At 58.9% G+C, this 13,530-nt stretch carries 12 protein-coding genes; 4 read left to right on the top strand and 8 right to left on the bottom strand.

The features are described 5' to 3' along the window. From ACQUWM_RS06405 to ACQUWM_RS06395, 3 genes are all read left to right on the top strand, one after another. Positions 1 to 2,172, top strand: a complete 2,172-nt coding sequence (locus ACQUWM_RS06405) for a putative bifunctional diguanylate cyclase/phosphodiesterase (protein WP_407002063.1) — start codon at positions 1 to 3, stop codon at positions 2,170 to 2,172. A 264-nt stretch (positions 2,173 to 2,436) separates the two neighbouring features. Next, positions 2,437 to 3,093 (top strand): class I SAM-dependent methyltransferase, encoded by a 657-nt coding sequence (locus ACQUWM_RS06400; protein ID WP_428921557.1) that lies wholly within the window; start codon positions 2,437 to 2,439, stop codon positions 3,091 to 3,093. A gap of 50 nt (positions 3,094 to 3,143) precedes the next feature. Further along, a complete protein-coding gene (locus ACQUWM_RS06395; protein WP_428921556.1) occupies positions 3,144 to 4,151 on the top strand; it encodes a DUF2156 domain-containing protein in 1,008 nt (335 codons plus the stop codon). Here the strand turns inward: ACQUWM_RS06395 and murI are convergent. Both murI and nudC read right to left on the bottom strand, forming a co-directional pair. Next, positions 4,129 to 4,977 (bottom strand): glutamate racemase, encoded by an 849-nt coding sequence (murI, locus tag ACQUWM_RS06390; protein WP_428921555.1) that lies wholly within the window; start codon positions 4,975 to 4,977, stop codon positions 4,129 to 4,131. The genes ACQUWM_RS06395 and murI overlap by 23 nt on opposite strands. Before the next feature lie 22 nt (positions 4,978 to 4,999). Continuing rightward, a complete protein-coding gene (gene nudC, locus ACQUWM_RS06385) occupies positions 5,000 to 5,809 on the bottom strand; it encodes an NAD(+) diphosphatase (protein WP_407002067.1) in 810 nt (269 codons plus the stop codon). Positions 5,810 to 5,975: 166 nt separating this feature from the next. Here nudC and plsB point away from each other — a divergent pair, with 166 nt between their 5' ends. Beyond that, a complete protein-coding gene (plsB, locus tag ACQUWM_RS06380; protein WP_428921554.1) occupies positions 5,976 to 8,441 on the top strand; it encodes a glycerol-3-phosphate 1-O-acyltransferase PlsB in 2,466 nt (821 codons plus the stop codon). 10 nt (positions 8,442 to 8,451) lie between these two features. Here plsB and ACQUWM_RS06375 read toward each other — a convergent pair whose 3' ends face one another. The 6 genes from ACQUWM_RS06375 to ACQUWM_RS06350 all read right to left on the bottom strand — a co-directional run bounded on the left by ACQUWM_RS06375 (position 8,452) and on the right by ACQUWM_RS06350 (position 13,527). Continuing rightward, entirely contained in the window at positions 8,452 to 9,297 is an 846-nt protein-coding gene (locus ACQUWM_RS06375; RefSeq protein ID WP_428921553.1) for a class I SAM-dependent methyltransferase, read from the bottom strand. Continuing rightward, the gene (locus tag ACQUWM_RS06370) at positions 9,297 to 9,653 is read right to left on the bottom strand and encodes a UDP pyrophosphate phosphatase (protein WP_428921552.1); all 357 of its coding nucleotides are present in this window, start codon (positions 9,651 to 9,653) and stop codon (positions 9,297 to 9,299) included. Before ACQUWM_RS06370 ends, ACQUWM_RS06375 begins: the two co-directional genes overlap by 1 nt. A gap of 85 nt (positions 9,654 to 9,738) precedes the next feature. Further along, the gene (locus ACQUWM_RS06365) at positions 9,739 to 10,536 is read right to left on the bottom strand and encodes an undecaprenyl-diphosphate phosphatase (protein ID WP_407002071.1); all 798 of its coding nucleotides are present in this window, start codon (positions 10,534 to 10,536) and stop codon (positions 9,739 to 9,741) included. Between the two features lie 32 nt (positions 10,537 to 10,568). Then, a complete protein-coding gene (tsaB, locus tag ACQUWM_RS06360) occupies positions 10,569 to 11,267 on the bottom strand; it encodes a tRNA (adenosine(37)-N6)-threonylcarbamoyltransferase complex dimerization subunit type 1 TsaB (protein ID WP_407002072.1) in 699 nt (232 codons plus the stop codon). A 31-nt stretch (positions 11,268 to 11,298) separates the two neighbouring features. Continuing rightward, complete coding sequence (gene adk, locus ACQUWM_RS06355) at positions 11,299 to 11,952, bottom strand: adenylate kinase (protein ID WP_407002073.1); 654 nt, start codon at positions 11,950 to 11,952, stop codon at positions 11,299 to 11,301. Between the two features lie 204 nt (positions 11,953 to 12,156). Next, entirely contained in the window at positions 12,157 to 13,527 is a 1,371-nt protein-coding gene (locus ACQUWM_RS06350; protein WP_407002074.1) for an HDOD domain-containing protein, read from the bottom strand. Positions 13,528 to 13,530: the final 3 nt, after the last annotated feature.

Genomic DNA, 13,530 nt, shown 5'->3' with positions numbered 1-13,530 from the left:
ATGACACCGGCTCACTCCGAACAGCCTTTCTGCGACCGGTTACCGGCGCGGGTTCTCGTGGTTGATGACGAACCCAGACTCCTGGCCAGCCTTGGCTCCCTGCTTCGCAGCCAGGAATACCACGTTACCGAAGCAGACGATGGCCAAAGCGCGTGTCAGTTGATCGACAGCCAGACCTTTGACCTTGCGATGCTGGATTTGCGCATGCCCGGACTGGACGGGTTTGACGTCATGCGGCACATCGCAGCGCGACAACCAGATTGCGGTGTTGTCGTAGTCAGCGGTGAAAGTTCCTTCGACTCAGTGAGCCGCGCCCTGCGACGAGGCGCTCTGGACTATATCCGCAAGCCATTTGATCCGGACGAGTTACTGGCCACCGTTGGCAGCGTACTGGAAAAGCAGGCCCTGCTTCAGGCCCACGAGCACATTCGCGGACGCCTCGAAAAATCCGAAGCGCTGCACCGCTATATCGTCAACAGTTCTCCGGACATCGTTTTCATGCTGGACGGAGACGGTCACTTCTGTTTCGTGAACAACAAGATCGAGAGCATGCTCGGATACCAGCCGCAGGAGTTACGCGGTCGCCATTTTCGCCACATACTCGACGACCGGGACGTGGCCCGGGGCACCTATGCTCTCAATGCCCCGAATATATCCGCAGACAATCCCCGCACCCTGGAGGTTCGCCTGAAAACCCGGGGCAGCCGTCGCGCCAACCGCCACTTTGAAATCACCGCCTTCCCGATTGACCCGGAAACCTGGCCCCAGGCTGGCGGCGACACACAGGGCAAATGCCGGGAGGCCCGCTATTACGGTACCGCCCGGGATGTCACGGAGCGCAAGGAAGCGGAAGCGTTTATCAACTTCCAGGCCTACCATGACCTGCTGACCCGCCTACCCAACCGTGCCCTGTTCAAGGATAGGCTTGAACTGGCCATTACCCACGCCCGGCGGGGGAACCAGAAGCTGGCGGTGATGTTCCTGGACCTTGATCGTTTCAAGGTGATCAACGACACCCTCGGCCACGCCATGGGAGACCGACTGCTGCAGGCGGTTACCCATCGCCTGGAGCGCTGTCTGCGCAAGGGCGATACCTTATCGCGGTTTGGCGGCGACGAGTTCACGCTATTACTGCCGTCCATCCGCAGCCATGAGGATGCGCGCCAGATTGCGAAGAAACTGATCAAAGCCCTGCGCTCCCCGTTTCAACTCGGCGAACACGAAGTATTTGTCGGCGTCAGTATCGGCATTTCCATTTTCCCGGAAGCCGGGGAAACCATGGATAACCTGATCCAGAACGCGGACATAGCCATGTACCACGTCAAGGCCAAAGGCAAGGACGGCTATCGCTTCTATTCCGAAAGCATGAGCATTGACTCGGCCAACCGACTCGGCCTTGAGCGTGACCTGCGACTGGCCCTGGAGCGGGACGAACTGCGGGTGTTCTATCAGCCCCAGGTCTGCTCAGACAGCAACCGCGTGATCGGCCTGGAAGCCCTGGTGCGATGGCAGCATCCCAGGCGTGGCCTGCTCTACCCCCGGGATTTCCTGCCCCTCGCCGAAGAGACCAGGCTGATCTCCCAGGTCAGCGAACGGGTCATGGATCAGGCCTTCCGGGATGTTGGTAACTGGATCAGGTCCGGCCACCACGACCTGCGACTGGCGGTGAACCTCTCTCCGATCCAGGTCGAACACCCAAAGTTTGTGGACAACCTGATGAATCAGGTCCACGCCAGTGGATTCCCGCCACAGAACCTGGAAATAGAAATTACCGAAAACCTGATCATGAACGACCTGGAGCAGATCAGCCAGAAATTGCGGGAGCTGGCAGATTTCGGCGTTCGCATCGCTATTGACGATTTTGGCACCGGCTACTCATCCCTCAACTACATTCACCGCCTGCCAATCCACACCCTCAAGGTGGATCAATCGTTCGTCAAAGCCATTCGCAGCGGCGAAGACGGCGCCTGCATCGTCAACGCTATCATTGCCATGGCTCACGGTCTGAAACTGGATATTGTGGCGGAAGGCGTTGAGACAAACGAGCAGCTGACCTACCTGAAGCAGCTCGGCTGCCACCAGATCCAGGGGTTTATCCATGGCGCGGCAAGGCCCGCCGAAGTAATCGGGAAGTCCCTGAACCGCCCGCATGCCAAGGCGGCCGCTCTCTGACCGCCGCCTGACTCATTCACCTGTTCCGTTCGCCCGCCATACAATTGTCTAACATTCCTATTATAAATGTTGACTTGGTTTGCAAAGCGTTTCACTGCGTTACTTTATGTATCCGGAAATGCGCGGTGCTGCACATAATTCCCCCTGCCTCTTCCCTAGAGTGAGATTCACAAGGCGTTGTCACCGGAAAGCCGACAGGCAGTCGAGCCAACAATCACAAAAACGGTGACAACATCCACAGGATCCGGACAGGCAACAGTGATCATGCGCGACAAGTACAAATACATTGGCCCCGTTTACGATTTCCTCAGCAACCTATACAGCGGCAAAAATATCCACCGGTGCAAGACAGCCATGCTGGACGTGGAGACCGTAGGCCCCGGATCACGCGTTCTGTTTGCCGGGGTGGGCCACGGGCGGGACGCCATCAGGGCAGCAGAGCTCGGCGCCGACGTAACGGTGGTCGACCTGTCCGAAACCATGCTGCGCAAATTCGGGGAAGCCCAGGAGAAAGAAGCCCCCCACCTGGTCATTCGCCGCATCCACAGCGACATTATGAAAGTCGAAGAGTTCGGGCAATACGACATGGTCGTTGCCAATTTTTTCCTCAACGTGTTTGACGAAGACATGATGGTGCGGGTGCTGGAGCATCTGATTCGACTGGGCAAGGCAGACGCCAAAGTGGTGGTGGGAGATTTCTGTTACCCCACCGGCAACCTCGTCGCGCGGATGTTCAAGAAAATGTACTGGTACATGGCGGTTTTCATATTCTGGCTGTTCGCCAACAACGCTTTCCACAAGATCTACAACTACCCCGAGCATATGCAGCGTCTCGGCCTTGAAGTCACCGAGAAGAAACACTTCAAGCTGCTGAACATGAACTGCTACTGGTCGATCCTCGGTCAGAAACAGGCGCAGTAACAGGCTCTCAAAGCACTCTCTGAACAAGAACAAACCGGGGGAGCATTCATATGTCAGACCAGATTCTTGCACTCGATGATATTCGTTCGCTGGACGAGGGCGCCTTCAGCTTTCCGGAACGTGTGGGCTACCTGAAAAAATACGGCGGCCATTCCCAGTCTTTTTCCACCCTGCAGCCAGGCATGAAGTATTACGACATGGCCGGAGTCGGCTACGTCGCCTACATGCGCAAATGGAGCGGTACGTTTGTATTGTCGGACCCAGTCTGCGCTCCGGAGCACGTCGCCCTCATTCTGGAGCGGTTTCACAACCGCTTTCCGAATGCCTGTTACATTCAGGTCTCCAAACCGGTGGTGGACTTCCTGCATAGGCGTTTCGGGTTGTTTGGCACCCAGTTCGGCAGTGAGTCCCGCATTGACCTGAAACACTGGACCCTGAGCGGGAAGAAAAAGCAGGTCCTGCGCACCGCCCTGAACCAGGCGGAAAAAAACGGGATCACCGTGAAAGAGCGGTTCAGCGACGACCATACCCGGGAAATCTCAGACGCCTGGATCCGCACCCGCAAGTGCAAAAGCAAGGAGATCCGGTTCCTGATTCGTCCCATGGAAATGGATTACCGGGAAAACGAACGTCACTTCTATGCCTACCAGGACGGCAAGGCGGTGGGTTTTATCTACTTTGATCCAGTTTACCGCAACAATGACATCGTCAGTTATGTACCCAATATTTCCCGGGCCAACGCCGATTTCAGACAGGGCATCTTTTATACACTGATGGCCCACGCCATGGAGGTGTTCAGGTCGGAAGGTGTGCCCTACCTGGATCTCGGGCTGATTCCGCTATCGCTGGACCCGGCTACCGAGCATCAGGAAAGCCGGTTGCTCAAGCGCTTACTTCATGGTCTCTATGAACGCGGAAATTTCCTGTACAATTTCAAAGGGCTGGAGTTCACCAAATCCCGCTTTCGCGGTGATAATTTCAAGACCTACTGCTGCCACCGCAAAACCATCCCGGCACTGGAATTCCTGGCCATGTTCAAGCTGACCCGGCTGTTGTAACCCCTTCATCACCGGGCCAGTGGCCCCGGATGTTATCCGGGGCCAACCCTGCCTGTTCCATGTAATGCCTCAACCCATCGGGCACTTCCCCGGAAAACAGAGCTGCGCATACCGCCCCCCCGGGCAGCGTTGACGGAGGCAAGGACACACCCTGCTGGCTCAGGAGCCACTCGGTGCGACGGGCAATGGCATCTCCGGAATCCACCCAGAAACGCACCTCCGGCAGGCATGCCTGGAGCTGGTCGCGAATCAGAGGGTAATGGGTGCAGCCCAGAACCACCGTGTCGACACCGGTTTCCCGGAACGGCTGCAAGGCTTCCTTCAGCGCCTGTTGCGGCAGGTCGTGCCCGATGACGGTGTTTTCAATCCAGCGCACCAGCTGCGGATGGCCGATGCGCTCAATCCGGCAATCAGCGGCAAATTCCTGAATCAATTCGTCCAGATAGGGGCGGCGGATAGTCGCCGGAGTCGCCAGGATGCCGATATGGCGGTTCAGACTGCACGCTGCCGCCGGTTTCACTGCCGGTACAACGCCCACCACGGGCACGGATGTCATTGCGCGCAGATCCGGCAGCACCACCGTACTGGCGGTATTACAGGCCACCACGATAACGTCACAGGGATACATCCGCAGTGCCCCGGAAATCAATTCCCGGCAACGCCGAATAACCACGGGTTCGGGCTGGTCACCGTAGGGAAAACCGGCATTATCCGCGACATACACCTGCTCGGCGTACGGCAGGCGCTGCCGGATACAGGCAGACACACTGAGACCGCCAATACCGGAGTCAAAAACCAGAATACGCGGTACCGTCACACCACCCATCCCGACAGTTTCATCAACCCTGTCATATCTGCTCCAGCTCCTGCGCCATCTCCCGAATCAACCGCCCGGCGATGGTGGTTGTTGGCGGCACCGGCGGTAAATCGTTGGGGAGAAACCAGTCCGCGTCTGCCAGCTCATCCTCCTGGAGCACCAGATCGCCACCACTGTAATCGGCGAAAAAACCAACCATCATCTGGTGCGGGAAGGGCCAGGGTTGGGACGAACGATAGCGGATATTGGTCACATCCAGGCCGGTTTCTTCCTTTACTTCGCGGACAACCGCCTCTTCCAGGTTCTCTCCCGGCTCCACAAACCCGGCAATCAGACTGTAAAAGTGCCGTTTCACCCGGGACGATCGGGCCAAAAGCATACGATTTTCCCGGCGAATAACCACGATGACGCAGGGCGCAACCCGTGGATACCAGGGAATGCCACAGGGCTCACACCACTTTGCCCGCTCCAGTGGATGGAGCCCGGTGACGCCACCACAACGGCCACAAAAACGATGATCCCGCCACCACTGCCAGACCTGGAAACCGGTTCCCAGCATGTCCGCGGGAGCCTCTTCCATCATCAGGATCGCGTCCCTCAACGGAATCACTTCCATCGTATCCGGTAACCGGTCGGCGGCCAGTTCAACCACGTAAAGCGGCTGGCCGCCCCACTGGCCAAGGTTTACCGGCACCAGATCACTTGCGGCGTATGGTTCCGCCCGGTGCCAGCGAGTCAGCCACTGACCGCCGGACCTCACCACGTTTTGCCCGGTGATTGCCAGCACCGGATCACCCGGAGCGGGAGGCGTTGTTGTCCAGCCTGGCTGCCATGACGTCATACACAGAACCTGAAACAATAATTGGAGGTTTTAACGATCAAACGGTGATTCCTGTCTGCGGGAAATGTATCACACGGAGCTTCGCAGCAGAACGCCGGCACGTCTTTCCGCACCGCACACAACCAAGTAAACTTAGCGCCTGTTCAGCAGACCGGAGCAACACTTTATGCGAATTTTACAGGCCCTTCGCAGCCTGATTCTGACTTTTTTCCGCAAGATTCTGTTTCTGTGGGTCAGGACCGATGTCAGTGGTAACAGCCGCGAAGCTCTCGGGCTCGATCCCGACAAGCCTGTCTGCTATGTGCTGCAATACAGCTCCATGTCCAGCCGGCTGGTTCTCGAGCAGGAAGTATTGCGGGCCGGTCTGCCCGGCGCCGAGGCGTCACTACCCGTCAAGAACGGGCCGGTGCATTCGTTTTTCTTCCTCTATCGACGCATTGGCGGGCTATTCCGGAAGCGGCAAACCCCGGTTCCCACATCGGAATTCAAGGCGCTGGTTCGCTACGGTCTCGAGCAACCGGACAAGGATGTGCAGATTGTGCCGGTGTCGCTTTTCTGGGGCCGCTCTCCGGATAAGGAGAAATCCCTGGTCAAGCTGTTGCTCTCCGATACCTGGTCTGTCGCCGGCCGGCTGCAGAAACTGCTGATCATCATGCTTCACGGCCGCAGCACCTACGTCCAGTTCAATCAGCCGCTGTCCCTGAAACAGGTCATCGATGAATACCGTCACAGCGAAGAGCGCGCCAACCGCAAGCTGGCCCGCATCCTTCGCACCCATTTCCGCCGCGTTCGCCAGGCCGTACTCGGCCCCGACCTGTCCCACCGCCGCACCCTGGTGGAAGGACTGGTGCGCACCCAGGCGGTAAAGGAAGCCATCCGGGAGACCGCCCGCCAGGACGACATCCCGCCGGAAAAGGTACGGGCGAAAGCCTACAAGTACGCTGACGAAATCGCCGCCAGCATGTCCATCGTCACCATCCGCTTCCTGGAAGTGGTGCTGTCCTGGCTATGGAACCGCATTTACAACGGCATTGCGGTGAACAACATCCGCGTAGCCAAGGAAGTCGCCCAGGACAATGCCGTGGTGTATGTGCCCTGCCACCGCTCCCACATTGACTACCTGCTGTTGTCCTACGTGCTTTACAAGAACGGCCTGATGCCACCGCACATTGCCGCCGGCATTAACCTGAACATGCCCATTGTCGGCCCTATACTGCGTCGGGGTGGTGCCTTTTTCATGCGCCGCAGCTTCAAGGACAATCCGCTCTACGCCACGGTGTTCAATGAATACATGCACGTCATGTTCACCCGGGGTTACTCGGTGGAATATTTCGTGGAAGGTGGCCGCAGCCGCACCGGCCGCATGCTCCAGCCACGGCCCGGCATGCTGGCCATGACCGTCCGCAGTTTCCTGCGCAACCACCGCAAACCCATTGTCTTCGTCCCGGTATACGTGGGCTATGAGAAGGTCATGGAGGGTCGTTCCTACCTCGGGGAGCTCCGCGGTAAGAAAAAACAGAAAGAAAGCGTATTTGGCCTGGCCAAGACCGTGCGCAAGCTCAGCAACTCCTTTGGCCGGGTTGCGGTCAATTTTGGCGAAGCCATTCCCCTTGAGGACGTGCTGAACGAGGTTCATCCAAGCTGGCGCGACGAGGCCTACGACGCCGAGTATCGTCCCTCCTGGCTGCCAGAAGCGGTGGACAGCCTTGCCACCCGCGTGGCGGCTAATATCAACGCTTCGGTGGCCGTGAACCCCATCGGCATGACCGCAACCGTGCTGCTGGGCACCGACCGGCTGGCCATGGACGAAGGCCAGCTTATCCGCCTGATGGACCAGTACGCCAACCTGCTGAGGGCTTTCCCCTATGCCAGCACCGTTACCATGCCCGAGGGCAGTGGCAAGGACTGGGTAGCCTACTGCGAAAATATGGGACTGGTGACCCGCCAGCCCCAAAAGCTGGGGGACATCATTGCTCTGGAAGGCAGCAATGCCACGCTGATGACCTATTACCGCAACAACATCCAGCACCTGTTCGCGTTGCCGTCGCTGATTGCCAGCCTGTTCGAGAACAAGGATTCGCTGCAGCGGGACAAAATCGTGTTCCTGGCCAGTGTCGCCTACCCCTACCTTCAGTCCGAGCTGTTCCTGAAATACCAGCCGGATGAAGTAGAAGGCGTGATCAATCAGTGGATCGACCTGATGATCGAACAGGGGCTTATATTCGAGAGGGACGAGCGCATCTGCCGACCGGAAGAAGGCACCGATGCCATGCTGCGGCTAAGGGTTCTGTCACGCTTTATCATCCAGACTCTGGAGCGCTACCACATAGCCATTGGCATCCTGCGCAAATACGGTTCCGGCCGTATCAGCGCTGCCGAGCTGGAAGAGCAAAGCACCCTGCTCGCGGAGCGTATGTCGATTCTGTTTGGATTGAACGCCCCGGAGTTCTTCGACAAGAGCCTGTTCCGAAACTTCATCGCCAATATGCAGAAAAACGGCGTCATCACCACTGATGACAACGGGCTGCTCAGTTATACCGAAGGATTAAACGAGGTGGCGGAAGACGCCCGCCTGGTTCTGAGTGTTGAGAAACGCCAGGCCATCCAGCAAGTCACCATGCTCGGTGCCTGAATCCGGACTATCAGGCGTTGCCGCTGGGTAGCGCCTTGAGCGGGTATATGTCGTAGCGGCTGCTCTTGCCTTCAATGCGGGTAGCCGGTTCGGGACCCTCAATGGACGGCGCCTTGCGAGGACGCTTGACCACCACCCGGTAAGTGGCTGCTTTCAGTGCTGCGGCCAGCAGCTCCGCAGCATCGTCGTCGTCCCCCACCACCGTGCGAAACACCTGCATTTCCTTTTTCACCAGTGCGGACTTGTCGCGATGGGGAAACATGGGGTCCAGGTACACAATATCCGCTACGTCTCCCTCCGCAGTGTCTCCCGCTCCTTTCCCCAGACTTTCAAGCCACGCCCTGCTGCTGCCAGCCCGCAGCGTCATCCTGGCAATGATGGGGGCACATTCGGTATTCAGGGCCGCCCTGGCCAGTCCGTCCGCCAGCAGGGCGTGAATGACCGGGTTGCGCTCAAAAAGGGTGACCCGGCACCCCAATCCGGCCAGTACAAACGCATCCTGCCCCAGGCCTGCCGTGGCATCCACCACGTGCAGTGGGACACGGGTCTTTTGCAGACCAATGGCCTTGGCGACCAGCTGCCCGGTACCGCCACCATGTTCGCGACGATAGCCGGCCTTACCCGACACGAATTCCGCACGCACCGGCCCGGGCGCACCTTTTCCGGTCACTTGCAGGCTCAGCCCCAGCTCATCAAACATTAATAACACGGGAAAGTCGGCAACCAGCTTGGGCTTGACGGCCCCCAGAAAGGGAATGGCCAATTGTGTGGCCAGTTCCCGGGCCTGTACGGCATCACCCAGCGGACTGCAGGCTACGGCAAGGGATTGGTCTGAAGCGGGAGGTTCTGAAGACATCAAACCAGGATATCAATACCGGCCAGACCATTCTCACCATTATCACCGCGGGCAGCGATATCAGTGAACGTGGACAGGGCGCGTGAGGTGGATAACGGCAACTCGTCTGCGCGAAAGCGTTCCAGGCGGGCGTCTTCCGCAGCCCGACGTGCCTCCACACGACGCTCCAGGGACTCGGTGTTAACCTGCCGGGGAGCAGTCTCAGGACGTCCCTCGGCCAGATCACGGCGTACTCCCTCGGTACTTCTGTCAGGCGAGGACGCGGGCGTCCGCGCCACATCACTACGCTCCCGGACTGGATTGCTGTTACCAGACTGGAACGGGTAGTTGTTGTTGGGATTAACACCGCCGATCATGGACTGAAACCGGAAAAATGGATGGAATTCGAGTATGAAAGATCGTCACGCAATTTGAAAGCCCGACGAACAGTTTTTAACCAACCTACCACAGCATGACAACAAGCAGCAGCCCCAACAGCAGGCGGTAGATCACAAATGGCATCATGCCCAGACGCTCGAGGAATTTCAGGAACAGGTGAATGCACACGACAGCGCTGACGAAGGACACCAGGGTACCCAACAGAATAGCGGTCCAGTCGGTGGCGCCGCCCTGCTCGACCAGTTCCAGGGTCTTGAGCAGTCCTGCGGCCAGGATCAGGGGAATGGACAGCAGGAACGAGAATTTTGCAGCCGCTTCCCGTTTCAACCCGAGAAACAGCGCCGCAGTGATGGTAATGCCCGAGCGCGAGGTACCGGGAATCAGCGCCAGAGCCTGCGCCAGTCCGACGATTACGGCGTCCTTCATGGTCAGCGCCGGCAACTCCCTGGCCCGCCGCCCCACGGCATCAGACCACCACAACACCAGACCAAATCCGATGGTGGAGGCGGCTATCACCAGCCCCGACCTCAGCTCCGTTTCGATAAAATCATTCAGCAGCAGGCCTGCAAGACCCGCCGGTATGGTACCGACAATCACCGCCCAGGCCAGCCCACTGTCCTGGCCTATCCGCCCACGGGTCGTGTCGCCCACCCAGGCCACGGTGAGCCGATACACTTCGCGGCGGAAATACCACATCACCGCCGCCAGCGTGCCTACGTGAACGGCCACATCGAAGGCAAGCCCCTGGTCCGGCCAGCCCAGCAGCTGCGAGGGTAAAATCAGGTGAGCGGAGCTGCTGATCGGAAGAAACTCCGTCAACCCCTGCATAACCGCCAGGGCAATGATGTGCCACAGTTCCATGGGCAAAGATTCCGGTAACGGGTAAGAGTGGATCAGCGGCCTGGTAGTTTCTTCCAGGTCACTTCGTCACGAACGTACACTGGTTGCGCCTCGGCAGCGGACACACCACCGCCGGCAGCCAGTTCATGACTGGCGAGGCGGGCCACATGGCCGGCACGCGGTACCAGCGTGTCATCCAGCCGCGACATGGTCGCCACCAGGGCTTGGGGCATCTGATCCTGCAAACGCCAGCCCTGACCAGCGCCATACCAGCTGCCGGTGATCACCGAGGGCAGGCTGACGGATGCCGGGGCACAGACCTGTTCGGGCACAAGCAGCTCGGGCAAACCCTCACTGGCCTGGAAACACCCCCAGTAGACTTCCCCCATACGCGCATCAAAGGCAACGGCAAGACCGTCGCCTTCGGCAACATTGAGGGTTTCCATTGCGCTGAGGGCCACCGCAGCCAGGGAGGAAACAGGAACAACCGGTACTTCCAGCCCCCATGCCAGGCCCTGGACCACACCCGTGGCGATACGCAGCCCGGTAAAAGACCCTGGGCCCCGCGCAAACGCTAATGCATCGAGGTCCGCCGGCGCCAGTCCCTGTTCGGCAAGCAGCTCGCGGATCATCGGCATCAGCAGTCGGGTATGACCACGAGGGGCCAGCTCAAAACGCTCGGTCAGGCTGCCATTGATCAGCAGCGCAGCCGAGCAGCCTTCCGATGAGGTATCCAGTGCCAGTAACTTCACGGATGCTGCCGTTGCCTCAAGGTTAGGTGGTTTACTTCAGCTGCTGGAGAATCTGGTCGCGGATCGCGTCCAGGCTGCCGACGCCTTCCACTCGCACGTATTTCGGTGCGGCACTGGCGTCTTTTTCAGCCCAGTCGTGATAATAGTCAACGAGCGGAGCGGTCTGCTCGTGGTAGATGGACAGGCGCTTGCGCACGGTCTCTTCCTTGTCGTCCTCGCGCTGAACCAGGGGCTCCCCGGTTTCGTCGTCCTTGCCGTCCTGCTTGGGCGGATCGTATTTGACGTGGTAAATGCGACCGCTGCCCTCGTGGACGCGACGACCGGACAGGCGGCTGACGATTTCCTCGTCATCCACGGCGATTTCGACCACGTAGTCGATAGCGATGCCCTGGTCTTTCAGCGCCTCGGCCTGCGGGATGGTGCGGGGGAAGCCATCCAGCAGGAAGCCATTCTTGCAGTCCGGCTGCTGGATACGCTCTTCGATCAGCGCAATGATGATATCGTCAGACACCAGACCACCGGTCGCCATCACTTCCTTGACCTGCTTACCCAAATCGGACTCGGCCTTGACCGCCGCACGCAGCATGTCGCCGGTAGAGATCTGGGGGATGTCGAAGCGCTCGGTAATAAACTGGGCCTGGGTCCCCTTACCTGCGCCCGGTGCGCCTAACATAATAATTCGCATAACGCTGTGCTCCCATAATATTTAGTCATTATCGTTTGAAAAGCTATGGCAAAAACGTCTGCCTTTGCGAAAGCCTCTCGACCAGGAACAGGTGCAAGCCGGAGCCGGCGAAGGCGCATTATACGAAGTCAGCCGCCTTAGAGAAAGTCGACCTCCGTATCATGCACCAGAACGGGACACGACTGCCCGGAATGCCAGGCAGGATCAGGATGACAGGGAGGCGGCCAACGCGTCCAGCTCACCGGCCACGTCATCGATACTGGTACCAATGGCCGAGATTGCGTTGTCGTCCAGGCCCAGTAACCTGGCCAGCGCGGGCACATCGTCCGGATTGAACTCGTCACCAATACCGCGTTCTTTCAGTAACCCGTTAGCAAGCTGCACCATCAATACATAGTGTTCATGCTCACCGTGGTATCCGGTTTGCTGGTGCATACCGGCGGCCTTGACGACCGGATCGGGCAATTGCCACAAGCGATGCAGGATCCCGCCGATGGCACCGTGGCCGACCGCCAGCACATCCTGGCCATGCCCCGCCCCGAACACCTGCTGCTCCAGGGAGTGCATGCTTGCTTCGGGGTTCGCTTCCCGCAATGTGTTCAGGTCTTCAAACTCGCTGGGGAACAGATGCCCCACCAGCAAGAGCCCGAAATTGTGCAGAAGGCCGCACAGATACGCCAGGCCTTTGTCCTCGTTACAGTAGGAAGCGATACGCTGGCACAGGAAAGCACAGTACAGGGAGTGCCGCCAGAAGCTGTCCATCCCCAGCATCCCGTGACGGGGCACATCGAAAGCCCGAACCGAGGCAATGCCCAGCGCAATATGGGCCACCCTGTCGAACCCGAGCACCCGGGTGACCGCCTCCTGGACGGAATTGATCTGCCCGGGATAATTGAATAGCGCTGAGCGCGCATACCGCATGATTTGCGCCGTCAGGCTGGGATCGAATTCGATCAGTTCCGCCAATTCCCTCGCGGTGGCTTCGGTATTGGCGGTTAACTTGAGAATTTTCAGCGCAAGGGCCGGCATGGGAGGCAGGCGATAAAGCTTCTGCAGCTTGTTTGCGACCTCCTCCAGGGTCAAGACGTCCCGTTCGCCATCACCCTGCCCCCTTATAACCAAGCGCCCGCCACGAGCCCCCGCCAGCGCAAGGCGTAACGCACCACCATCAAGCTCAATCAGAGTATGATCATTGCCGCTGGTCATCAGGGCGCGGGAACAGCCCAGCACATCCTCGTCGACCAGCACCGGAATGTCATAGGCCCCGCCCATCGGCGGCTGGAAACCGGGATCACAATCTGCGAACAAGCGATTACCCTGACGGGCCGTCAGCGGCTGCAGCCGCCGCCCCGTCAATTGCTGCACGGCGTCCATGTCGAGCGTGCTATCGAAACGGTGAACAGCCATAACCACACCGTTGATGTCGATCAGCAGCGTGGCGCGGATGAAGTCATCCTGCGGCCGCCCCGATGCAATCACGGCGGCATCCAGGTTGATCACCTGATCAATCGGTCGCTCCGTGAAGGAAATCCCCTTACGGGCAAAAAAACGTGCCAGTCGCGCAGCTACAGCCACGGC

The organism is Marinobacter sp. DUT-3 (assembly GCF_050379435.1).
Classification (GTDB): domain Bacteria; phylum Pseudomonadota; class Gammaproteobacteria; order Pseudomonadales; family Oleiphilaceae; genus Marinobacter.
Note: the sequence above shows the minus strand (reverse complement) of the source record. Positions and strands in the feature narration are given on the sequence as shown.

What these genes read in the sequence shown, in the direction of transcription:
- ACQUWM_RS06405 (WP_407002063.1), top strand. Translation starts at nt 1, where the DNA reads ATGACACCGGCTCACTCCGAACAGCCTTTCTGCGACCGGTTACCGGCG.
- ACQUWM_RS06400 (WP_428921557.1), top strand. Translation starts at nt 2,437, where the DNA reads ATGCGCGACAAGTACAAATACATTGGCCCCGTTTACGATTTCCTCAGC.
- ACQUWM_RS06395 (WP_428921556.1), top strand. Translation starts at nt 3,144, where the DNA reads ATGTCAGACCAGATTCTTGCACTCGATGATATTCGTTCGCTGGACGAG.
- murI (WP_428921555.1), bottom strand. Translation starts at nt 4,977, where the DNA reads ATGGGTGGTGTGACGGTACCGCGTATTCTGGTTTTTGACTCCGGTATT.
- nudC (WP_407002067.1), bottom strand. Translation starts at nt 5,809, where the DNA reads ATGACGTCATGGCAGCCAGGCTGGACAACAACGCCTCCCGCTCCGGGT.
- plsB (WP_428921554.1), top strand. Translation starts at nt 5,976, where the DNA reads ATGCGAATTTTACAGGCCCTTCGCAGCCTGATTCTGACTTTTTTCCGC.
- ACQUWM_RS06375 (WP_428921553.1), bottom strand. Translation starts at nt 9,297, where the DNA reads ATGTCTTCAGAACCTCCCGCTTCAGACCAATCCCTTGCCGTAGCCTGC.
- ACQUWM_RS06370 (WP_428921552.1), bottom strand. Translation starts at nt 9,653, where the DNA reads ATGATCGGCGGTGTTAATCCCAACAACAACTACCCGTTCCAGTCTGGT.
- ACQUWM_RS06365 (WP_407002071.1), bottom strand. Translation starts at nt 10,536, where the DNA reads ATGGAACTGTGGCACATCATTGCCCTGGCGGTTATGCAGGGGTTGACG.
- adk (WP_407002073.1), bottom strand. Translation starts at nt 11,952, where the DNA reads ATGCGAATTATTATGTTAGGCGCACCGGGCGCAGGTAAGGGGACCCAG.